This window comes from Gracilibacillus alcaliphilus, from assembly GCF_016909015.1.
In the GTDB taxonomy this organism is placed as follows: Bacteria; Bacillota; Bacilli; order Bacillales; family Amphibacillaceae; genus Gracilibacillus; species Gracilibacillus alcaliphilus.
This window is the reverse complement of sequence record NZ_JAFBFA010000047.1, coordinates 1-21,708: the sequence shown is the minus strand read 5'-3', so window position 1 is coordinate 21,708 and position 21,708 is coordinate 1. Positions and strand designations below refer to the sequence as shown.

General features: G+C 38.5%; 19 protein-coding genes. 15 read left to right on the top strand and 4 right to left on the bottom strand.

Features of this window, described 5'->3' with window-relative positions; genetic code table 11:
• The first annotated feature begins 1 nt into the window (after position 1).
• From JOD18_RS22245 to ytxJ, 8 genes are all read left to right on the top strand, one after another.
• Complete coding sequence (locus tag JOD18_RS22245; protein WP_204671482.1) at positions 2-316, top strand: thioredoxin family protein; 315 nt, start codon at positions 2-4, stop codon at positions 314-316.
• A gap of 622 nt (positions 317-938) precedes the next feature.
• Positions 939-1,745, top strand: a complete 807-nt coding sequence (locus JOD18_RS22240; protein ID WP_204671481.1) for a DUF1444 domain-containing protein — start codon at positions 939-941, stop codon at positions 1,743-1,745.
• A 16-nt stretch (positions 1,746-1,761) separates the two neighbouring features.
• On the top strand, positions 1,762-2,361 hold the full coding sequence (ytpR, locus tag JOD18_RS22235; RefSeq protein ID WP_204671479.1) for a YtpR family tRNA-binding protein: 600 nt from the start codon (positions 1,762-1,764) through the stop codon (positions 2,359-2,361).
• A 225-nt stretch (positions 2,362-2,586) separates the two neighbouring features.
• Positions 2,587-4,827, top strand: coding sequence for a DNA translocase FtsK (locus JOD18_RS22230; RefSeq protein WP_204671477.1), 2,241 nt, complete (start codon positions 2,587-2,589; stop codon positions 4,825-4,827).
• Positions 4,828-5,008: 181 nt separating this feature from the next.
• Positions 5,009-6,298: a UDP-N-acetylmuramate--L-alanine ligase gene (gene murC / locus JOD18_RS22225; RefSeq protein WP_204671475.1), complete on the top strand. Its 1,290-nt coding sequence runs from the start codon at positions 5,009-5,011 to the stop codon at positions 6,296-6,298.
• Positions 6,299-6,570: 272 nt separating this feature from the next.
• On the top strand, positions 6,571-6,987 hold the full coding sequence (locus tag JOD18_RS22220; RefSeq protein WP_204671473.1) for a DUF948 domain-containing protein: 417 nt from the start codon (positions 6,571-6,573) through the stop codon (positions 6,985-6,987).
• A 20-nt stretch (positions 6,988-7,007) separates the two neighbouring features.
• Positions 7,008-7,469 carry a YtxH domain-containing protein gene (locus JOD18_RS22215; protein WP_204671471.1) on the top strand — a complete coding sequence of 154 codons (462 nt, stop codon included), beginning with the start codon at positions 7,008-7,010 and terminating at the stop codon, positions 7,467-7,469.
• Positions 7,470-7,855: 386 nt separating this feature from the next.
• Positions 7,856-8,176, top strand: coding sequence for a bacillithiol system redox-active protein YtxJ (gene ytxJ / locus JOD18_RS22210; RefSeq protein ID WP_204671469.1), 321 nt, complete (start codon positions 7,856-7,858; stop codon positions 8,174-8,176).
• A gap of 118 nt (positions 8,177-8,294) precedes the next feature.
• On the opposite strand, the gene JOD18_RS22205 is transcribed toward ytxJ, so the two are convergent.
• A complete protein-coding gene (locus tag JOD18_RS22205) occupies positions 8,295-10,430 on the bottom strand; it encodes a cell division protein FtsA (RefSeq protein WP_204671467.1) in 2,136 nt (711 codons plus the stop codon).
• Between the two features lie 229 nt (positions 10,431-10,659).
• Here JOD18_RS22205 and JOD18_RS22200 point away from each other — a divergent pair, with 229 nt between their 5' ends.
• The 7 genes from JOD18_RS22200 to ccpA all read left to right on the top strand — a co-directional run bounded on the left by JOD18_RS22200 (position 10,660) and on the right by ccpA (position 18,618).
• Positions 10,660-11,724: a bifunctional 3-deoxy-7-phosphoheptulonate synthase/chorismate mutase gene (locus JOD18_RS22200; RefSeq protein ID WP_204671465.1), complete on the top strand. Its 1,065-nt coding sequence runs from the start codon at positions 10,660-10,662 to the stop codon at positions 11,722-11,724.
• Between the two features lie 383 nt (positions 11,725-12,107).
• Complete coding sequence (locus JOD18_RS22195; protein WP_204671464.1) at positions 12,108-12,590, top strand: PTS sugar transporter subunit IIA; 483 nt, start codon at positions 12,108-12,110, stop codon at positions 12,588-12,590.
• A gap of 132 nt (positions 12,591-12,722) precedes the next feature.
• Positions 12,723-13,550 carry a PRD domain-containing protein gene (locus tag JOD18_RS22190; RefSeq protein WP_204671463.1) on the top strand — a complete coding sequence of 276 codons (828 nt, stop codon included), beginning with the start codon at positions 12,723-12,725 and terminating at the stop codon, positions 13,548-13,550.
• Between the two features lie 175 nt (positions 13,551-13,725).
• Entirely contained in the window at positions 13,726-15,177 is a 1,452-nt protein-coding gene (gene nagE, locus JOD18_RS22185; protein ID WP_204671462.1) for an N-acetylglucosamine-specific PTS transporter subunit IIBC, read from the top strand.
• 334 nt (positions 15,178-15,511) lie between these two features.
• Positions 15,512-16,369 carry a metallophosphoesterase family protein gene (locus tag JOD18_RS22180; protein WP_204671461.1) on the top strand — a complete coding sequence of 286 codons (858 nt, stop codon included), beginning with the start codon at positions 15,512-15,514 and terminating at the stop codon, positions 16,367-16,369.
• A 43-nt stretch (positions 16,370-16,412) separates the two neighbouring features.
• Positions 16,413-17,195: an endonuclease/exonuclease/phosphatase family protein gene (locus JOD18_RS22175; protein WP_204671460.1), complete on the top strand. Its 783-nt coding sequence runs from the start codon at positions 16,413-16,415 to the stop codon at positions 17,193-17,195.
• A gap of 427 nt (positions 17,196-17,622) precedes the next feature.
• Positions 17,623-18,618, top strand: coding sequence for a catabolite control protein A (gene ccpA / locus JOD18_RS22170; protein WP_204671458.1), 996 nt, complete (start codon positions 17,623-17,625; stop codon positions 18,616-18,618).
• Positions 18,619-18,798: 180 nt separating this feature from the next.
• On the opposite strand, the gene JOD18_RS22165 is transcribed toward ccpA, so the two are convergent.
• The 3 genes from JOD18_RS22165 to JOD18_RS22155 are packed head-to-tail and all read right to left on the bottom strand — an operon-like array spanning position 18,799 to position 21,228.
• The gene (locus JOD18_RS22165; RefSeq protein ID WP_204671457.1) at positions 18,799-19,956 is read right to left on the bottom strand and encodes an acetoin utilization protein AcuC; all 1,158 of its coding nucleotides are present in this window, start codon (positions 19,954-19,956) and stop codon (positions 18,799-18,801) included.
• Positions 19,946-20,596, bottom strand: coding sequence for a CBS and ACT domain-containing protein (locus JOD18_RS22160; RefSeq protein ID WP_204671456.1), 651 nt, complete (start codon positions 20,594-20,596; stop codon positions 19,946-19,948). Before JOD18_RS22160 ends, JOD18_RS22165 begins: the two co-directional genes overlap by 11 nt.
• Positions 20,597-20,610: 14 nt before the next feature.
• Positions 20,611-21,228, bottom strand: a complete 618-nt coding sequence (locus JOD18_RS22155; protein ID WP_204671455.1) for a GNAT family N-acetyltransferase — start codon at positions 21,226-21,228, stop codon at positions 20,611-20,613.
• Positions 21,229-21,708: the final 480 nt, after the last annotated feature.

Genomic DNA, 21,708 nt, shown 5'->3' with positions numbered 1-21,708 from the left:
TATGAGAACATTACAGTCCGAAACAGAATTTGAACAATTAAAAAATAATGACAAAGTTATCTTTTTATTTTCGGCAGATTGGTGTCCAGATTGCCGTGTAATTGAACCTGTTTTGCCAGAAATAGAAAATAAATATCATGAATATTTGTTTGTTTATGTAGACAGAGATCAATTTATTGAGATTTGTGCAGCAAATGATATCTTCGGGATCCCGAGCTTCTTAGCATATGATAATGGAACGGAATTAGGGCGATTTGTAAGTAAAGACAGAAAAACACAAGAAGAAATCGAACAATTTATTGATAACCTTTCCTAAATATGTATAACGAAACGTACAACACTTGCTATCAAGTATTTGTACGTTTTTTAAAAGGAAAGTATATCCAATGCCATTATTAGTTATTTAAGAAATAACCTCCGTAGAAGGTATGGAAAACAAGGAAGTCGCTGCAGCTGACCGTTTCGTTTTTTGACGTATAGGACGTACTTGTGCAGACGTGGCGGTTGTCGTCGCAATGTTAGTCTGCCGAGGGGCATGCTCTTCAGCTAACTTTTGCCAAGCAGAGCACTTGACAAAAGTGGATCTTCAGATCATGCGAATCCCTGTCTAGTTGTGAGTGCCAAAAACTAGGTGACTTCCGGTCATGCCCTACGATAAGTCATCATCGATTCGCAAGCTCATCGTGATTCCTTTATCTCAGTTATGCCCGTCAAGTCCCTACGTTTTTATTCGGCACTTGTCACTTTTCCAACAGGAGTCGAAATGGTCGGCCTTCGCTCATGTTGCCGGTAGGACAAGTACTAACTAGTCACATGCTATTAACATTTGAGAACTGCCCCTGCAAAGCATGATATCAAGGCAAACCGTTTTTTATTTTATGGAAAGAATGGTACAATAAAAAACAGTGCGTTCTTCTGAAAAAGGAGGATATTTAGAAATGCGAATGACATCAATAAAGATGAAAAAAAAATTAGATGAATTATTTCAACAAGAAGAGAATTGGCGTGTGTCGTTTAATAGAGATAAGAACACATATCGGGTGGAGTGGAAGGAGACCAAACAAGGGGTGACGATTACCATACCAAATGTGATCGCTAAGTATGAACAACGCGGTGAAGCAGCCTTAGATGAGCTGCAGTTTCATATACAAGAATCATTAAAGATGATGCATGAAGAACATCAGCTCGAAGGGAAAGAGAAGCATATTTTTCCGGTTATTCGTGCAACATCCTTTCCAAAGAAAACAAAAGCAGGTACAAAACTTGTTTACACCGAACATACGGCTGAAACCAATATTTATTATGCACTGGACTTAGGAACAACCTATCAATTAATTGATCAGAAGATGCTGGAAGAACAAGGTTGGTCTGTGGAGCGTTTGAAGGAAGTTTCCCTGTTTAATATCCGTTCCCTATCTGCTGCACCGAAAAAAGATACGGTAGCAGGAAATGATTTTTATTTTGTTGCAACACAGGATGGGTATGATGCCAGTCGAATTTTAAATGAGGCCTTTCTGGAAGAAATGCGGGCAAATGCGTCAGGAGAATTGGCTGTGGCCGTTCCACATCAGGATGTTCTGATCCTAGCCGATATTCAGAATGAGACAGGCTATGATATATTGGCACAGATGACGATGAAGTTTTTTGCCGAAGGACGCGTCCCAATTACTTCCCTGCCATTTATCTATGAAGAGAAACATTTAGAACCAGTATTTATTTTAGCAAAAAATAAACCAAAACATTAAGAGGGGAACGAAGAACATGTTTGTCTATTACAATCAGCAAGGAATTGGAAATGTGTTATTATTTCCGTTAAAAAATAGTGAGAAGGTGACCTTTGAAAAATATGGCGATATTGCAGTAATTATGGACGAATCGACTGGCGAAGTAGTAGGATATAATATTTTCGAAGCAGACCAATACATTAGTGATCTGACAACGGGGAAGACAAAATTGACAGAAGATATTGTCGCAGAGCTGCAAAAGGCGTTCGAGGCTAACCAGGTGCCGCAACGATTAGAAATTGACTTAACACCTAAGTTTGTAGTTGGATATGTAAAAGAAATCAGTCAACATGAAGACGCTGATAAATTACGTGTATGTCAAGTAGATGTTGGCAGCGAAACGTTACAGATTGTTTGTGGCGCGCCAAATGTGGATCAAGGGCAAAAGGTAGTAGTGGCAAAGGTTGGAGCAATTATGCCGAGCGGATTAGAAATTAAACCGACGAAATTGCGTGGTGTGGATTCCTTTGGAATGATTTGTTCGCAAAAAGAATTAGGCCTACCGAATGCTCCGCAAGAAAAGGGTATCTATGTACTTCCTGCTGAAGAAGAAATTGGCAACGAATTTTTATTTTAATTTTTTTTAGGGTTTGGACATGAGGATAAACGCACGAATGCTGAACTGTCAACATTTGTGCGTTTTATTTTTCTTGAACTTGGTTTCAAACTTTTTTAAAAAAAGAGGGGAAGAATTTCCGAAAGAAAATATTGCTATTACAACCGAACGTTTCGTGATAAAATAGTGAGAAGAGTGCATGATTATTCACTCGTACAATTAGTAGGAAGAGAGTGATAACGTACGATGTGGAAAAATATAAGAAAAAGATGGGATCATTTATTTGATCAAGAACAGGAACAAGATGAGATAAAACAAGAAGAAAAAACTGCCATGTCAAAGAAGTTAGAAACGAAGATGGCCTATCAATATCCAAAACATCAACGAAAAATAGAGACAGATCGACCAAATTCACATATAAAGAAACTAGAGAAGCAAACTAAAACTATAGAAAAAGAGAAAACAGAAAAAAAGGAAGCGAACCCGCCATTACCAAAAGCGGAAACTAGGCGAGAGCCCTTTAAGGTGCGTGAGGTGCCGTCACCTATCTATGGTTTTCAAGATCGCCGGAAAAAGAGAACAGACACACCACAGTTATTCATAAAAGAAAAGGAGCGGGAACGAGAACCTCAGAAGGAAGAAGCGGTCATTGTCCCAAAAGAAACAGAGCTGACGTCTGTTAAGAAGGATGAATACACGAAACAGCCAGTATCAGAAACGAATAACAAGTTATCAGTAGAACAAGAAGTTCAGGAAGATCAAACGGTACTAGAAGAACGTGATCAAACTCAATCAGAGGAAGAAATATTACAAACACCAGTTATGTTGACTGAGGAGCCTGTCGTAGCTGAAGCCGACAGTATGACGAGCGATAGTAAACCAGTATCCGATAAAGCAGTTGATATTAAAAAAATAGTTCAATCAGAGCAACTCAACCGGCCAGATAAACGATCTAAGCGTCCAGTGAATGTGATGATGACGCCTAGAGATAAATGGAAAATCCAACAAAAAAAAGCACAAGAACATCCCGTTACCATCGAAAATAAACAGCCGACAGCTGTTGCAGATAAACAAGAAATAACTATTCCTTATTCTGTGCCTATGCATTTATTGGATGATGTAGAAGAGCAGAAACTTAACCAGACAGCATGGGTACAAGAGCAGTCAGAAACATTGCAGAATACACTTCGATATTTTAATATAAAAGCAAAAGTTGTTGATGTGACACAAGGACCATCTGTGACCAGATTTGAAATTCAACCGGAACCTGGAGTAAAGGTCAGCAAGATAAAAAACTTAACCGATGATATCAAGATGAATTTAGCCGCTAAGGATATTCGGATGGAAGCTCCAATTCCAGGCAAGCATACAATTGGAATTGAGGTGCCTAATGCCAATCCAGAAGCAGTCTTTCTTCACAAACTGCTGGATAGTGATCAATTTACCAATCAGGAATCTTCTTTAACGGTGGCACTAGGGGCCGATATTGAAGGCAGGCCGGTATTCACCGATTTGAAGAAGATGCCGCACGGATTAATAGCAGGTGCTACAGGATCAGGTAAGAGTGTTTGTATTAATACGATTTTGATTAGCTTGTTGTATAAGGCTAATCATGAAGATGTTCGGTTTCTTTTAATTGATCCAAAGATGGTGGAGCTTACGCCTTATAATGAGATTCCTCACTTAGTTGCACCAGTTATTACTGATGTGAAGGCAGCTACTTCTGCGTTAAAATGGGCGGTTCAAGAAATGGAAGACCGTTATCAGAAGTTTGTGGAAGCAGGTACTCGTGATATTCAGCGTTACAATCAGAAGATGCTGGAGCAGAACCAGCCAGAGCAGAAAATGCCGTTTATCGTTATTGTTATTGATGAATTAGCTGATTTGATGATGACAGCTCCACAAGATGTAGAGGATGCTATTTGCCGTATTGCGCAAAAGGCCAGGGCTTGTGGGATTCATTTATTGATTGCTACTCAACGTCCATCTGTAGATGTGATTACCGGTTTAATTAAAGCAAATGTGCCGACTAGAGTCGCCTTTAGTGTATCATCACAAATCGATTCAAGAACAATCTTGGATACAAATGGGGCAGAGAAACTGCTTGGTAAAGGAGATATGCTCTTTGTTGAGAATGGTTCCAGCGAGATTAAACGAATCCAAGGTGCTTTTGTGTCAGATGATGAAATAGAACGAGTGACAAATTACGTCAAGCAGCTGGCTAAACCAAACTATTTATTTGAACAAGAACAGTTAATCCAGCAATCTTATGCCAATGAAGAGCTTGATGATTTATATGATGAAGCCGTTGATTTTGTAATGGAATATAATGGAGCTAGTGCTTCATTATTACAGCGCCGTTTCAAGATTGGCTACAATCGTGCGGCCAGATTAATTGACAGTATGGAGGATAACGGTATTGTGTCGGGACAGAATGGTAGTAAACAGCGGGAAGTGTTGGTTACCGGCCATGACAGGATAGATTAATGGCTCTGTGAGATCTGGTGTCAGCCAGAAGTCTTACAGGCTGATTTACCGTGTGGAAACGAAGCTTGATTTCCTATCAAACGAAATGACTTGACAACTGACTCTGGTTATCAGATGATGATTTAGTTAAACGATAGACACATATTTGTGTACGAACAAATTGATTTTGGAGGTTCTTTTTATGACAACTTACCATTTCATTGGTATTAAAGGAACAGGTATGAGTGCATTGGCACAAATTTTAGCTGACTCAGGCAAACAAGTGCAAGGGTCAGATATAGAAGATTATATCTTTACACAAACTGCATTAGAACAAAAAAATATCGATATATACCCCTTTTCAGTAGCCAATGTGCAGCAGGGGCTAACGGTAATAGCTGGGAATGCCTTTAAAGATGATCATCCAGAGATCAAAAAGGCAAAAGAACTAGGGCTGCCATTTTTTCGATATCATGAATTTCTTGGCGAATGGCTTCAAAAATATATTAGTATTGCCGTGACTGGTGCCCATGGTAAAACATCGACCACTGGTTTATTAGCCCATGTTTTAGATTGCAATGTGCCGATTTCCTATTTAATTGGTGATGGGACAGGTAAGGGGTCAGAAGAGAGCGAATATTTTGTCTTTGAAGCTTGTGAATACCGCAGACATTTCCTAGCGTATAAACCAGATTATGCGATTATGACGAACGTTGATTTCGATCACCCTGATTATTTTAAGGATATTGATGACGTTTTTTCTGCTTTTCAAGAAATGGCTAACAATGTAAAGAAGGGAATCATTGCATGTGGAGATGATGAACATCTTCAGTCGATTCAAGCCAAGGTGCCTGTATTATATTATGGTCTGAGTGAGGGCAATGACTTCTGTGCAAAGAATATCCAGGTGACAGAACAAGGGACTACTTTTGATGTATTTGTACGAAATGATTATTATGACACTTTTGAAATTAATACATTTGGAGATCATAGCGTCTTGAATGCATTAGCTGTTATTACACTGTGTGATTATGAGAATTTCACAAGTGCTCAAATTAAAGAAATAGTTTCTTTCCAAGGTGTAAAAAGGCGATTTTCGGAAAAAGAAGTAGGAAGTCAGATTCTTATTGATGATTATGCACATCATCCAAAAGAAGTGGAAGCGACCATCGAAGCTGCAAGAAAGAAGCATTCCAACCGTGAAATCGTGGCGATTTTTCAACCACATACGTATTCACGAACAAAAACTTTCTTGCATGAATTTAGTGATGCCTTATCTGAGGCAGATGCTGTCTATTTATGTGATATCTTTGGTTCTGCACGTGAAGCACAAGCTAACTTGTCAGTTCAAGATTTGCAGGATCTAGTGCCAAACAGCAAAAAGTTAGACTTTGATACCATAGATATGTTGAAACAGCATCAAGATGGTGTATTGGTCTTTATGGGTGCGGGTGATATTCAAAAATATCAAGAGGCATATGAAAATGTATAGAACAAACGGGGCTGTTGCATAATGTAAATGTTACATTTTGCGGCAGCTTTATTTTTTGTCTCCCTCTAGAATGCTTGAACAATAAAGGTATCTGCAGCTGAAAGATTTTACTTGAGGGGAAAGTGAGTAATGACAATGGTTTCAGGGAAAATAAAAAAAAGATAACCTTTTCACGTGAATTTTATTTTCAGTTTGTTTAGAATGGAGTTTAAAGGGTATAACATTACTATCATTGAAATTTATGAAATACATACGAAGGAGTGAACGAATAAATGGAAGTACTTTTATACTTAGCCGCATTTATAGCAGCAGTTGCTTTTGCCGTTCTCGTTATATATTTAGTACTTGTTCTTAGAGAAACTAAGCGTACATTATCAAGTGTTGCAGATACCCTGGAAGGCTTTGATCAAGATGTAAAGGGAATCATTGTGGAAGTACAAGCCCTGCTCAATAAGACAAATAAGCTGACAGATGAGATTCAAGTAAAAACAACGCAATTAAACACAGTAGTAGATGGTGTGCGAAATGTAGGAGATACATTTACTGATTTAACTGATTCGGTTCGTACCGTTTCAAAAGCAGTGCGGCAAGTTGCAGAGGAAAACAAAGAAACCACTGCTCAGGCTATTAAGTGGAGTACAGTTGTGTTAGAATTATTTAATAAAAATAAGAATAATAAACAAAAATAATCAATATTGGAGGAATAACAATGACTAATCAACGCCAATCAGAGAATAATCAAAATATCAATAGCAAGGACTTTTTAATCGGTTCCTTAATCGGAGGGATTGTAGGTGCTTCTTTAGCTCTTATTTTTGCTCCAAAATCAGGTAAAGAATTAAGAAGTGATATTAATCAAGGGGCAGAATATGTAAAAGAGCGTGCCAGTGAATGGAAAGACGCCGCTTACGAGAAAGGTATTGAACTAAAAGATGCTGCCTATGAAAAAGGAAACGATATTAGAGATTACGCAAAAGAACAAACAGAACAAATCAGTAATACGGTTGCCCAAAAAACCGATGAAGTGTCTAATAAATTGAAAGAAACAAAAGAGACTATTCAAAATAAAATCTCTGAAAAAGCAGATCCAGAGAAAACAGCCGAAGAAGTAGCACAAGCTATTGAAAAAGCCGCACAAGCTGTTGAAAGTGAAAACGAAAAGAAAGAATAAGCCCATAGTGTCTGTCCATGCGCAGCATGGATAGCTAGTATTGTGATAAGGAAGAGCTGTCTAAATCTCCATACAAAAGAGGTAGGGCAGTTCTTTTGTATGGAGAAATTCATAAAAGGGAGTGTTCAAAAAGTTTGGTAAAAAGGATCGTCATCGGTTAAGTTCGCAACATCGTGTTGCAACAAAGATACTAGCACGTCGTGTGCGTCGAAAGTTCAAGGCGGCGCAGCTTTGAGTAACGGACTTGCACAGGATGTGTTGACTTCTGCGTTACCCACACGATGTGGGTGATCTTAGTAGAAGTTCCCCTACTGCCAACTCCGACATTCGATGTGTCATTTTTATCGGGCTTGTTGAACAACATATAAAAAGGGAGTGTTGCAAACGTGAATATTCAGCAGTTACAAACAATTGAAGAGTTTCAAGAGGCTATCGAGAATAATAGTTCGTTGGTGGTATTGAAGCATAGTCTGACTTGTCCCATTAGTACAGAGGCAAATAAACAATTCGAAGGCTGCCGAGAACGAGCAAATATCCCAATGTACCGCCTATATGTCCAAGAAGCAAGAGAATTATCTGATTACCTGGCAGAGAAGTATCGGGTAAAACATGAGTCTCCACAAGCGCTTCAATTTATAAATGGGGAAGTGAATCTGCATCTTAATCATGGTGATATCAAAGAAGAACAACTAAAGAGAATGCTGTGAAGCATGCACATCTTATGGTATCTTGCTAACAAAACTTCCTCACTAAGATGATGTTTTTGATAAGGAAGGAGCAAGTCAAGTTGTTTCGTTATATAATCGACAAAAACCGCTGAAAAATTCAGCGGTTTTCGATTTGAATTGTAATTTTGTCATTTGGTTGTAGTGCTTCAAAGAAGGTAGCTGGCTGTCCATTCCGTAACAATTCCACTTTTCCTTTTGCCGTTGTTAAATCAATTGAGATGAAGCGGAAGATATCTTGAAAGATGAAGGCTCCTTGTTTTTGTGTCTCCATTTGTAAGTTATCTTGTGGATGAATATGATCCTCTAAGGATAATCTTTCTCCATTGCGATAGATCTTGACCAATTCTTTTGTTAATGTCAGCGGTTGTTGGTTATAAGAGATTGGTATCTGATTTCTATACCTAATGTCTAGCGCTTCTAATAGCTCCTTTAGACTTGGGAGTTCAGCAGATATTACTTCGATTTTGTCTTCATCATACAGTATATCTGTTTGCTTGGCTGGCTGTCCGTTTATCAGAAGTGTTTTATTATAGGCTTCCATAGTTTTTTGATGGTCATTCAACCAAATAATAAATGGTGTTTCTAGATTTATTTCTTTCTGATAGTCATGTAAGAAGGAACCTAGTGTAAGTGTCTGTTGGTGTTTTACTGTATCCCCATCTTGTAGTATGTAGGAGGAGGATACAGCTTGTTCATTCACAGTAACCGATGGATAGATTTCCATTAATTCTCCTTGATAATAGACAGAAAGTGCTTTCCAGTCGCCGATTAGATCTTTTATGGATACCTTAGCAGGACTGCCATCATCGCCTGGATGAATATTGATGGTATCTCCGTTTTGAATCGTGTCATGAATAGTTGCCTCAGTATCATTAATATAAATAATAGGTGCTGAACCATAGGCGCCAGGTAAGGTAACTTGTTTGCCATTATAAGTGATGATTGCTGCTAGGCCTGGTTTTCCATACAGCTTCTTAATATTAATACCGGCAGCTAATAAGCTGTCAGCAATGGTTAAGCTTTTCATTTCAAACAGTCGGATCGTGCGGCCGTTGACCTCGACACTAATATAATGAACAGGATTCTGCTTGGCAGCAATGGCAATCCCAATCGGTGTGACGAAATCAGGGCCTGTTGGCAGGGTGTCGTGCTTAATCAATGATGGAATGGCATTGGCGTCCCGAATGGCAACTCGGTTAGCAGGCAATTGCAGCTTGTTTGCGAGTAACTTTGGTAGGGCAGGGGTTTGACTGCCTCCACCTACTAACATGACTGCCTTGGGCGATTTACCGCCATTTAATGCTAGTATTTCCTGGGCAATAGCCTCTGCTAATTGTTCGACAGCAGCTAAGATGTGTTCTACCATTTCTTCATAAAGGATTTCCTGTTCAAATCCAAGGATATCTTCAATGATGGTCTTCTTATACAGCGTGATATCCCTTTTACAGTCTTCTGCTTGATGGAAATCTAGTAAATAATGATCACTAATTGCTTCCGTAATCTCATCTCCTGCTTTAGGTACCATTCCGTATGCGGTAACCGTGCCTTCAGAGGTAATTGCAATATCACTCGTTCCGGCTCCAATATCAACAAGAGCAACGTTTAAACGTCTCATAGAAGGAGGGATAAGTACTTGAATGGCAGCAATCGGTTCAAGTGTTAATGCCTCTAGGTCTAAATGAGCGCGCTGCAAAGCGGCTAGTAATGATTCCACGACCACTTTTGGCAGGAACGTAGCAATGATTTCTACTTCAGCACTTTCCCCTTGCTGATCAATCAGTGATCCGATTTCTTCCCCGTCTAATCGATAATACGTGACGGAATAGCCAACACAATAGTAGTGATGACGTTCTTCTTCTTCTCCGTTAGCTAATTCATATTGTGCCTTCTGGACGGCTTCTAATTCAAGCAGCACAACGGCTTCTTCATCGATCATAGGCTGGGCAGCAATCAATTGATGGGCAGATACACGCTTCGTTTTCAATGCCCTTCCGGCAGCAGCTACACATGCTTCAGTTAGTTTTAGTTGATGTTTTTCTTCTAAATATAACTTCACTTTATGTATGCTTTCGGCAACTGCTACGACATTATGTATCTGTCCATCTAACATGGCGCGCTCTTCATGTTCAAGAATATAATAATCGATTAATTGATAGTGTTGATCTACTTGCTCTATTAGTAAACCAATCACTGATCTTGTTCCAATATCTAAGGCAAAAATAGGTTTATTCATATCTCTTTTCCTCTCCGTTAATGAACAAATTTTAAATATTCAAAAAATATTCGTCTATATAGGTGACAATTGTCGTTTTTTTAGCTATAATAATCCGTAATTCCATAGAAAAAGTATAACATTTTTTTTATGCTATCAGAAGGTATTAGTTTTCTTGTAGAAAGAATTCGAGAAACAATGAATATTGCCTTTCTAAATAATAATATAAAGGGAGTAGGGGGATTTTATAATGAGTAATGAACAATTGGATCAGCTTCGTGAACAGCTTGACCAAACAAACCTTGAAATACTGGCGTTAATTAATAAACGTGCTGAATTGGTGCAAAAAACTGGTCAAGTGAAAGAAAAGCAAGGTGCTAATCGTAGTTATGATCCTGTTCGTGAACGTGATATGTTAAATTTAATCACGAAGCATAATGATGGGCCATTTGAGAATTCTACGATTGTTCACTTATTCAAGGAGATTTTCAAGGCTGGACTGGAACTGCAAGAGGATGATCATAGTAAAGCATTGCTAGTATCACGTAAGAAGAAACCAGAAGACACGGTTATTACTATAAATGAAGAAAAATTCGGTGATGGTAAGCAGCACTTTATTTTCGGGCCATGTGCGGTGGAGAGCTACGAACAAGTAACAGAAGTAGCGAAGGCTATCAAGCAAGAAGGATTGAAACTAATCCGAGGCGGTGCATTTAAACCAAGAACATCACCTTATGATTTCCAAGGATTAGGATTTGAAGGTCTTGAAATCTTAAAACGTGTAGCAGAAGAACAAGGGCTTGCTGTAGTAAGTGAAATTGTAAACCCTGCTCATATTGAGAAAGCAGTAGATTATATCGATGTGATTCAAATCGGTGCACGAAATATGCAAAACTTTGAATTATTAAAGGCTGCCGGTGAGACCAATAAGCCTGTCTTATTAAAACGTGGTATGTCCGCTACTATTTCTGACTTTATCAATGCAGCAGAGTACATTATCTCCAAAGGTAATGGCGATATTATTCTTTGTGAACGTGGAATTAGAACATATGAGAAGGCTACTCGTAATACATTAGATATTACAGCTGTGCCAATCCTTAAACAAGAAACACACCTGCCTGTTATGGTCGATGTAACACATTCTACAGGTAGAAGAGACTTGTTGTTGCCAGCAGCGAAAGCGGCATTGGCAATTGGAGCAGATGGAGTAATGGCAGAGGTACACCCTGATCCAGCGGTTGCTTTATCTGATGCTGCTCAACAAATGGATATCCCGACATTCCATCAGTTTATGAAAGACTTATTAAATAAATAAGTAAGACTCTAAAAATCAGAGCAAGTGCTTACAGTTGCTCTGATTTTCTGTTATAAGCCGATCTTTTTCAGACTTTATGGTAGTCTTAACTTATTAAGAATTTTCAGAAAATTGTGTAGTTGTCTATAATTAAAAAGGCCTACTATGCCTTTTATAATAAGGTTTAAAGAGGGAAAATAAAAATAATTCCAAAAGGTATAGACAACTTTATAGGTATATGGTATGATGATTGCAGTTAACCAAATAAAATATTGGTTCTTATGTGACTAACTCGATTAGGCATAGGGAAAAAGTGAAGGATTTGTTTATGTTATACAACCTTTATTATTTCTCTATGCCTTTTAGTTGTTAGAGAAAAGAAACAGAAAGGAAGAGCGCAGACTATGTTTAAGAAACTATTTAAAAAATCAGCACCAATTGAGATAATTGCTCCGATGTCAGGTCAGGTTGTGAGCTTAACCGATGTACCTGATCCAGTATTTGGGGAGAGAATGATGGGAGAAGGAGCAGCGATCATCCCCTCAGAAGGAAAAGTTGTTGCACCTGTAAACGGAAAGATCGTTCAGATTCCGGACAGTAAACATGCAATCGGCATAGAGACCGAAGATGGAGTGGAAGTCTTAATTCATGTAGGGTTGGAAACCGTCAGTCTGAAAGGGGCAGGTTTTCAGGCTTTAGCAGCTGTGGGAGACCAAGTTCGCGTAGGGGATCCAATTTTGGAAGTGGATTTAGCTTATATTGAAGAACACGCAGACAATATTATAACACCTATTGTGATTACCAACACGGATAAAGAGAAATCTTATCAGGATGCTTCCGGTATAACAAGTGTAGCAGGTGAGACAGTTATCCTTACCATTAGTTAACGGGAAAGATGAGGCGTGGGCTGCTCCAGAATGATATATTGCGCCCTACGCCTGCTTAGAAATAAAGATCCAAGTATATTTTGGTTTTCTAGTATGTTCTGTCTTAGATTACTGTAAAATAACAGAAAGGAGATGATAAAGGTGAAATTAAAAAAGGTGTTTAATAATAATGCGATTCTGGTGATAGATGATGGGGAAGAGAAGGTTGCCATTGGTAACGGCGTCGCATTTGGCAAACGGAAAAATGATGTTATCAACAAAAATAAGGTAGAACAACTCTTTGTCATGAAGGAAAATGAGAAGTTTCAGCAATTATTAAATCGCATCCCAGAGCAGCATTTTATCATCTCTGAGCAGATCATCTCCTACGCTGAAGAATACCTAGGTACAAAACTAAGTGAACATATCCATATCGCCTTAACCGATCACATTTCTTTCGCAATTGAACGAATGGAAGACGGGATTTATCTGCCAAATAAATTACTTAATGAAATTAAGATTTTGTATCGAGATGAATATGAGATTGGTACATGGGCAGTACAGCATATGCGTGAACAATGCCAATTAGATGTACCAATAGATGAAGCTGCCCATATTGCCCTTCATATTCATACGATGAAGCTGAAAGGCAGTGACTATAGTCAAACTATTAAACATACAGCTATTGTCAGGGAAATGATGCAGGCATTTTTAGAGAAAATGAATTTGCATATAGAAGGGGATGATATAGCATATCAAAGATTGGTTACCCATTTACATTTTGCCTTATCAAGAGTTGGTCAATATGAAGTACATGAGATGGATAGAGATATGTTAAAGATGATTAAGACAAAATTCAGAGACTGTTATCAAATCACTGTCCAAGTGACCGATATGATTACAAAAAAATACGGCATTGAGTTTCCGCCGTCGGAACTAGGGTATATTACAATTCATATCGAGAGATTGAGAAAGCTTTAAATGGCTATGATTAGGTCATATATAAGGTTGATTGCTCCAAGCGGTGCTGAGTCTAGAAGGAGCGCTGCACAAGGAGTGTGTTGGATTTAATAAATGCAATTTTACTGCACTTTTTTGAATATCATTTATTATTCATTATATTATTTGCAAATACTATTCCTGAGGAGGAAAGAAGATGATGAAATATTTTCAAAATTTAGGTAGGTCCTTGATGCTGCCGGTTGCGGTTTTGCCAGCAGCGGCGATCCTGATGGGGATTGGTTATTGGCTTGATCCAGATGGATGGGGCGCCAATAATATTATTGCTGCATTTCTAATTGAAGCTGGTAAGTCTATTGTTGATGGACCGAGTATGTCGATTTTATTCGCTGTCGGTATTGCTTTTGGGCTCTCGAAAGATAAGGATGGATCAGCAGCACTGAGTGGTTTGGTTGCTTATCTCGTTATTACCAATATCCTATCTGTTGAGTCCGTGTCATTGTTACAAGGTGTAGAAGAAGGAAGTGTCAACCCAGCTTTCGAAAATATCCAAAATCAATTTATTGGTATCTTATCCGGGATTATTGCTTCGATAATGTATAACCGTTTTAGTCATGTGAAGCTGCCCGATGCTCTTGCTTTCTTTAGCGGTAAGCGCTTAGTGCCTATTATGACTGCTACTGGAAGTTTAGTAATTGCTGTGCTCTTATTCTTTATCTGGCCTTTTATTTATACTGGTTTAGTTAATTTCGGTAAGTTTATCGTTGATTTAGATGCCGTTGGTGCTGGTTTATATGGATTCTTTAACCGGTTATTAATTCCAACAGGTCTGCATCATGCTCTTAACTCGGTATTCTGGTTTGATGTAGCAGGTATAAACGATATTGCGAATTTCTGGTCAAGTAATGGGGTAAAAGGGGTAACCGGAATGTATCAAGCAGGTTTCTTCCCAATTATGATGTTTGGGCTACCTGCAGCGGCGTTGGCTATGTATCACACAGCAAAGACAAAAAGAAGAAAGACTGCCGCTTCTTTATTAATGGCTACTGCCTTTGCCGCCTTCTTTACGGGTGTAACAGAGCCGTTAGAATTCTCATTTATGTTCCTAGCTCCAGCATTATATGTTGTACACGCGTTATTAACAGGCGTTTCCATGTTTATTGCTGCAACTTTTGATTGGACTGCAGGGTTTGGTTTTAGTGCAGGTTTGATTGACTTTATTTTAAGTTCTCGATTACCGCTTGCGAATCAGCCATACATGCTGTTAGTCCAAGGTTTAGTAGTAGCTGTGATTTATTACGTACTATTCCGTTTCTTGATTGTTAAATTTGATTTGAAGACACCAGGACGTGAAGAGGACGTAAAAGACGAGACAGCGACAGACAGCGATTCAGATAACAATGAAATCACAGCTATGGCAAAAGAAATTTATGCCGCTTTAGGCGGAGATGAGAATGTAAGTTCACTGGATAACTGTGTAACACGCTTACGGTTAGAGGTGGAAGACCTTGAAGCCGTTGATCAAGAGCGTATTAAACGAACGGGGGTACCAGGAATAAAAGTGGTTGGTAAGAATGGTATTCAAGTTATTGTTGGAACACAAGTGCAATTTGTTGCAGACGAAATGAAGAAAATCAGAAAAAGATAAGCAGCTGTTTTATTAGCAAACGAACATCCAAAAAACCCTGTGCTTGCATTGTGTACAGGGTTTTTTGGATAATAAAACCTTAATGATATTTCATTGACCTACTTTTCTGCAGCTATTTATTTTACAGATGCGACTTAGCTTTTGTCTAAGTTTGGATAACTTATTGACAGGTAATTTTTTGTCGTTTCAATTACTGAATTACTAGACAAATAGTAACATCTGGAGTAAAATTGGTAAGCGATTACATAAAAATAAAATATTATTGCCTGAGAGGTTCTATACTGACAAAAGGTAAGCTGATTGATAAAAATGGTGATAAATAGAGGTGTAGATAATGGCGGTACAGTTACGAGGAGATAATTTTAAAATTTTACAATTGACGGATTTGCATTTTGGCGAATTACCTCACAATAAAGAAGATCAACAAACATTAGCTCTTATAAAGGAAAAGACAGCAGAGGTACAGCCAGATTTAATTGTGGTGACCGGTGATCTGATGTGGTCGGCAGATACCAAACATTCAGATAAGACGTTTGAGGCATTGATTTCCTTTTTTAATGGATTAGAGACACCAATTACCATTACGTATGGAAATCATGATACAGAGGCTTCTGTATCACGATCAGACTTGCGTAAGTTAGAAGAAGGATTAGTGAATCCTGTCGAGAAAAAACAGTCATTTATTGTCGAAGACAGGGAAAGTTATTGTATCGAAATAAGGGATGGAGAAGATAAGCTGTGTCATGTATTATATGTTATCGATAGCGGTGCCGAAGATCCGCTGCAAATTGGTACCTATGAATTTGTTCATCCAAAACAGGTAAACTGGTTCTATGAAACAGCGGAAAACTATCGTACTGAGCAGCCAGACAGGGAAGATTTCGTCTTTTTACATATCCCGATTCCTGAATATGAAGAAGCTTGGCAAAAAGGAAGAGCTGTCGGGTATAAATATGAGGGGGTGTGTTCACCTGCAGTGAATACAGGGTTATTTACGTCCATGCTGTTAGACAAACAAGTGAAAGGGATTTTCTGTGGGCATGATCATGATAATGATTATGAAGCAGATTACCATGGAATTAAGTTTTGTTTTGGCCGGGTGACGGGGTTTAATTGTTATGGAGAATTATCGCGCGGAGGCAGAGTGATTGAATTACAGGCCAATCAATCGTTCCGAACGTATTTGGTTTAAGTGCAGCTGAATATTGTATCTCAATGAAAAGAAGGGTGAAAAGATGAAACATGTATTACAAGTGATGAGCTATAACGTCCGATATGACGAACCAACCGATCGGCAAAGGTGGGCGGAGCGCAAGGCAGCTATTCAGCAGATTATTCAGCAAGAAGATCCAGATTTATTGGGGCTGCAAGAATGTCTCTATCACCAAATCAATGACTTAGTAGAGTTACTTCCTGAATACAACTGGATTGGGCAGGGGAGAGAAGGCGGGAGCCATGGGGAGTATACGCCTATATTTTACAAAAAAAATCGATTTGAATTGATGGCTTATAATTATTTTTGGCTGTCCGATTTCCCTGATCAAGTGGGATCTGCAACATGGGGGAATGAACTAACCAGAATGGCAGTCTGGGCTCTATTTAAAGATCGACAAACAGGACAGATATTCTATCATCTTAATACACACTTTGATCATGAGACGGAGTTTGCAAGGCAGAAAAGCGCCGAGTTAATTGCCGGAGAAGTGGCTGGTATGAAATCTGATATTCCGATTATTGTTACTGCTGATTTCAATACCGGCTATCAATCAGAAACACATGTGTATTTGACAGAGAAGGCAGGATATATGGATAGCTGGGATATAGCAGAGGCAAAGGAAAATACGGAATATGGCAGCTTCAATAATTTTCAGGATTCAACCGGTGGACCAGAACGAATTGACTGGATATTACTGAAAGGAAGTTCCTTCCGAGTATTGAAAACAAAACTGGTCATTGATCAAATCAATTACACATTTCCTAGCGACCACTTTCCTATTGTGGCACAGGTGATTATTTAAGAAAAGATGAAAAAGCGTGACCAATGAAACCGTATAGTCCTATATGTCGTAGACATGATATCGTCATTATTGTTGTGTATATAAAGGGGAATATGGATTGTCTTGTCGGAAGATGCCGATAATACTAAGATCATTTGTTATTTTTGTGAGATAGCTGCCAAAAAAAGAATTAGCTTTGAAAATTTGCGGAAATCATAAAGGAATTACTGTAAAATAATTGGTATTATACCGCCTTACTTGTGAAAAAAACCCAAAAAATCATCATTTTTATGAAAATTTTTCATAAATGATTGCTATTATTATTAATTTCATCGATTAATTTGTTATAATATGATTGATAAACCTTAATAATATTAATATCTATTGATCTTAGTACATGAATGTATGAAATCGTATGATAGCATAAATGATAATAGGAGGTAAAATAATGAATGTAACAATTTATGATGTAGCAAGGGAAGCAAACGTTTCGATGGCTACTGTTTCACGTGTAGTGAATGGTAATCCAAATGTGAAACCAGCCACAAGAAAAAAGGTTTTACAAACAGTGGAGCGATTAGGGTATCGACCTAATGCCGTAGCCCGTGGTTTAGCAAGTAAGAAAACAACCACAGTAGGGGTTATTATTCCGGATATATCCAGCATCTTCTTTTCTGAATTAGCCCGAGGAATTGATGATATTGCGACAATGTATAAATATAATATTATTTTGAGTAACTCAGATCAAAATAAGGATAAAGAATTACGCCTGATCAATACGATGTTTGAAAAGCAAGTTGATGGTTTAATTTATATGGGAGCAACCATAACCGAGGAACATGTACAGCAGCTAAAAACTTCACCAGTTCCGGTTGCATTAGCTGCAACTATTGATTCTACTGGTGCTATCCCATCTGTTAATATTGATTATGAGCAAGCAGCTTATGAGGCAACTTCATTACTAATTAGTAATGGTACCAAGCATCCAATCTTTGTGACTGGAGAAGAAGATTCGGTAGTCAATGAGAAAAAATATGAAGGTTATACTAGAGCCATTAAAGAGGCAAATAGTGAGGTAAATGAGGATTACGTTGTGATTGCTGACTTCACTTATGAATCGGGATTGGAAGCCGTTAATGAAATCTTGAAGAAAGAAGATTTTCCGAAGGCTATCTTCGTAGCTACCGATGAAATGGCATTAGGTGTTATCCATGGATTACAGGATAATGGCCTAAATGTTCCAGATGATGTAGAAGTGATTGGCTTTGATAATACGAGACTAGCGACAATGGTTCGTCCTACACTTACGACTATTGTACAGCCAATGTATGATATTGGAGCAGTAGCGATGAGACTGTTGACAAAATTCATGAATAAAGAAACGATTGATAACCAAAATGTTGTGTTACCACACCAAATTTTAAAACGAAAATCAACAAAATAAATAAACGAATAGAGCCAGGATATGTTACTTTATCCTGGTTCTATTTTTTTATCCCAGTGAACTGCCCGCAGAATTCCCTTCTCCAAATCAGGTGGTGCTATGCAAGCGATCTTGGGTGGGAGCTATTTTACATACTTATCAATGGTGATGAAGAAAATTCCCACTGATGGCAGGCTTGTTTTATTCGTTTTTGTGGTTGGTAATAAATTTCATGACTTGTTCTGTCATGCGCTGATTTGTTTCGACAATTTCATCGTGACGAGGAATCGGTTTGTATTCTTCCAATTGGTCTTCCCAGGTTGTTGGCAACGGTACAGGTGCCTGCTTCTGCCATTTATGTAACCATTTCTTTGAAATCTCGCCTCGGAAATTTTCTCGATTATTCATAATCTGCCACAATTGTGACCAAGCCCTTGGAACTACACGCCAAATATCATAACCACCACCGCCTAAAGCAACCCATTTCCCCTGACAATATTGGTGAGCCAGCTTATGAATCCGCTTAGGAACCTCCTCGAAGGTTGCTAAACTGCAATGAAGATGGGTTAATGGGTCAAGGTAATGGGCGTCTGCTCCATGTTGGCTAACAATCACATCAGGTTTGAAGTAGGCAGCGATTTCCTCAATCGAAGAGAAGGTTTCTAAGAAAGAGTCATCTTCTGTAAAGGCATCAATAGGGAAATTGAAGGCAAAGCCAAAACCTTCTTTCACACCGCGTTCACCTGTTTTGCCTGTACCTGGATAAAGATATCTCCCTGTTTCATGAATAGAGACCGTACATACATTAGGGTCGTCATAGAAGCAATGTTGCACACCATCTCCATGATGGGCGTCAATATCAATATACAGTACCTTTGCTTGGTAATGCTCCCGAATATATTGAATAGCTATGGCTATATCGTTAAAAATACAGAAACCAGAGGCTCGATCAGGAAATCCGTGATGTAATCCCCCAGCAATGTTCAAGGCATGATTTACTTGAGTGGACATAACCAATTCGGCTGCTGTTACAGAACCAGTGACCGTTCGGAAGGAAGCGTCATACATTTCTGGAAAACTAGGTGTATCCGTCGTTCCAATTCCAAATGATTCAAAGGAGACAGGGTGTTCTGCACTGGCGCGTTTTACGATATCGATATATTCTTTGGCGTGAATCGTAAGTAAAAGATCCTCACTGTACGATTTTGGTAAGACAATATCTTCGGCTGTTAAGGCTTGTTCACTTTCTAGCAATTCTTTGGTCAATAATAAGCGCAGCTGATTAAACGGGTGCTGTTCATGAAAGGAATATTGTAAGAAATCCTCTGTATAGATAAAGGCTGTATTCTTAGATTTCATCTTGATCCTCCAAATAGGGATATAATATGTCAAATTCAGATTCTTCAAAAGCTCGAATAACCGGCATAGGATTAATGGTTTGAATCCGGAAGACCAGCACCTTGTACCCAGCTGTTTTTGGATCTGGATATCCGTAAACGGAGACAATTTTGATATGATGTTGTTTGAAATATTGGCAGACATCGGCAAGCACTCCGACACGGTCAGGCACTTTTAATTCCATTTGCGTACTTGGAGAATGAGTTCCTGTCAATTGAATAAAGGTTTGAAGCATATCCTTTTCCGTTATCATGCCGACTAACTGTTTATTGCGTACCACAGGCAGACATGCAAATTCCTTTTGATAGAAAATAGTAGCCACTTCTTCAAAAAATTCAAGTGGATGAGTGGTTACTACTGGACTAGTCATTACCTCTTTAATAGACCTTGTTAAGATAGTTTCATCACGTTCTGCATCAAGGATAGAGGGAGAGGCATCGCGTACATCACGATCAGATACAATACCGATTACTTGTTTTTTTTCATCTATTACAGGAATATGACGAATATGGTGTTTCTGTAACAGCTGCAAGGCAGTGGCAACTGTATCTTCCTCCGTAATCGTGATCACATCCCTTTTCATAATATCTTTTACTAGCATGCTAACACTCCTAACTACATAAATCTCAGTTTATCAAATAAAGCTTCATCGGCCTTGGATACATTTTTTCCAATTCGAACCATCAGGCAGTTAGCAGGATGTGCCATGATCTCTGGCTCATTAGTAGCCGCTGGATATAAGGAACCAGCTCTCATCATTTTTTCCATAATTTTGCGATAGTCCCAGACACTCAGCTTGGAATAGTTAAGATCCCAATGCCAATAGTATTCCGTGGAAATAATGATATAGTTTTCCATATTTTCGTCCTTCATTGAGGTAGCAATTAAGCGTGAGCCTAATTTGTTACCGCGATAGGCAGGAGCCACTTCAATGGCACCCAGTTCCAACATATTGTCTTTAGGATACTTAGACCAGTGTTCAATCGGATCAGGATGGAGAAAGGTAACATAACCGATAATCTCATCTTGATTCGTTGCGATAATGATACGGCCTTCTTCTAAGTCGGCGATTTCTTGTAAGGCAGCCAATTGTTGATCCGGCTGACGAAAAGCTGTGAGTTGTTCATTCATACAAAGCTTGGCCAATTTGTCTGAGCTCACCGGCCCTTCAATTAATAAGTTTCCACTGCTTGTGTCAATGTTTAGCGATTGATATTGTTTTTCATGTCTCACAAATTATATCACCACCATTAAATAATAAAGTAGACATCAGAAATAACAGCAAAATGTTATCTCTGTATCTATTATACCTTATAAAGCTTGCCGAAAATAGGGAAAAGAAAGCGCTTGATTATTTGTATGTGATCAACTTGCACAATGCCACTACTTCGGTATTCTAATGAGAGGAGGGAGATTTTAAGATGCTTTACTCAATGTTAGCATATATACTGAAACTTCGTTCAGTGGAGGTTTTTTCCCTACTGGACGTTAGTTGAATCTAACTACTTTTGACGACAGCTTTTTATGAAGGAATATGGATAACATCATCATCAAGGTTCTTTTCATCCTTATGCACTATGCTAATCGCCGGTTAAAAAACGAGGGATAATCCGTTTTAAGTGATATGCTCCCTTTATAGTAGACAGAGAAATAATAAAAATTCTCACCTATTATGAAGGGAGTATTTTGTATGTCTAAAAGAATGACCAAACA

What these genes read in the sequence shown, in the direction of transcription:
- ccpA (WP_204671458.1), top strand. Translation starts at nt 17,623, where the DNA reads ATGAATGTAACAATTTATGATGTAGCAAGGGAAGCAAACGTTTCGATG.
- JOD18_RS22245 (WP_204671482.1), top strand. Translation starts at nt 2, where the DNA reads ATGAGAACATTACAGTCCGAAACAGAATTTGAACAATTAAAAAATAAT.
- JOD18_RS22160 (WP_204671456.1), bottom strand. Translation starts at nt 20,596, where the DNA reads ATGCTAGTAAAAGATATTATGAAAAGGGATGTGATCACGATTACGGAG.
- JOD18_RS22175 (WP_204671460.1), top strand. Translation starts at nt 16,413, where the DNA reads ATGAAACATGTATTACAAGTGATGAGCTATAACGTCCGATATGACGAA.
- JOD18_RS22205 (WP_204671467.1), bottom strand. Translation starts at nt 10,430, where the DNA reads ATGAATAAACCTATTTTTGCCTTAGATATTGGAACAAGATCAGTGATT.
- JOD18_RS22165 (WP_204671457.1), bottom strand. Translation starts at nt 19,956, where the DNA reads ATGAAATCTAAGAATACAGCCTTTATCTATACAGAGGATTTCTTACAA.
- JOD18_RS22230 (WP_204671477.1), top strand. Translation starts at nt 2,587, where the DNA reads ATGTGGAAAAATATAAGAAAAAGATGGGATCATTTATTTGATCAAGAA.
- JOD18_RS22240 (WP_204671481.1), top strand. Translation starts at nt 939, where the DNA reads ATGCGAATGACATCAATAAAGATGAAAAAAAAATTAGATGAATTATTT.
- ytpR (WP_204671479.1), top strand. Translation starts at nt 1,762, where the DNA reads ATGTTTGTCTATTACAATCAGCAAGGAATTGGAAATGTGTTATTATTT.
- murC (WP_204671475.1), top strand. Translation starts at nt 5,009, where the DNA reads ATGACAACTTACCATTTCATTGGTATTAAAGGAACAGGTATGAGTGCA.
- JOD18_RS22195 (WP_204671464.1), top strand. Translation starts at nt 12,108, where the DNA reads ATGTTTAAGAAACTATTTAAAAAATCAGCACCAATTGAGATAATTGCT.
- JOD18_RS22220 (WP_204671473.1), top strand. Translation starts at nt 6,571, where the DNA reads ATGGAAGTACTTTTATACTTAGCCGCATTTATAGCAGCAGTTGCTTTT.
- nagE (WP_204671462.1), top strand. Translation starts at nt 13,726, where the DNA reads ATGATGAAATATTTTCAAAATTTAGGTAGGTCCTTGATGCTGCCGGTT.
- JOD18_RS22215 (WP_204671471.1), top strand. Translation starts at nt 7,008, where the DNA reads ATGACTAATCAACGCCAATCAGAGAATAATCAAAATATCAATAGCAAG.
- JOD18_RS22190 (WP_204671463.1), top strand. Translation starts at nt 12,723, where the DNA reads ATGATAAAGGTGAAATTAAAAAAGGTGTTTAATAATAATGCGATTCTG.
- JOD18_RS22200 (WP_204671465.1), top strand. Translation starts at nt 10,660, where the DNA reads ATGAGTAATGAACAATTGGATCAGCTTCGTGAACAGCTTGACCAAACA.
- JOD18_RS22180 (WP_204671461.1), top strand. Translation starts at nt 15,512, where the DNA reads ATGGCGGTACAGTTACGAGGAGATAATTTTAAAATTTTACAATTGACG.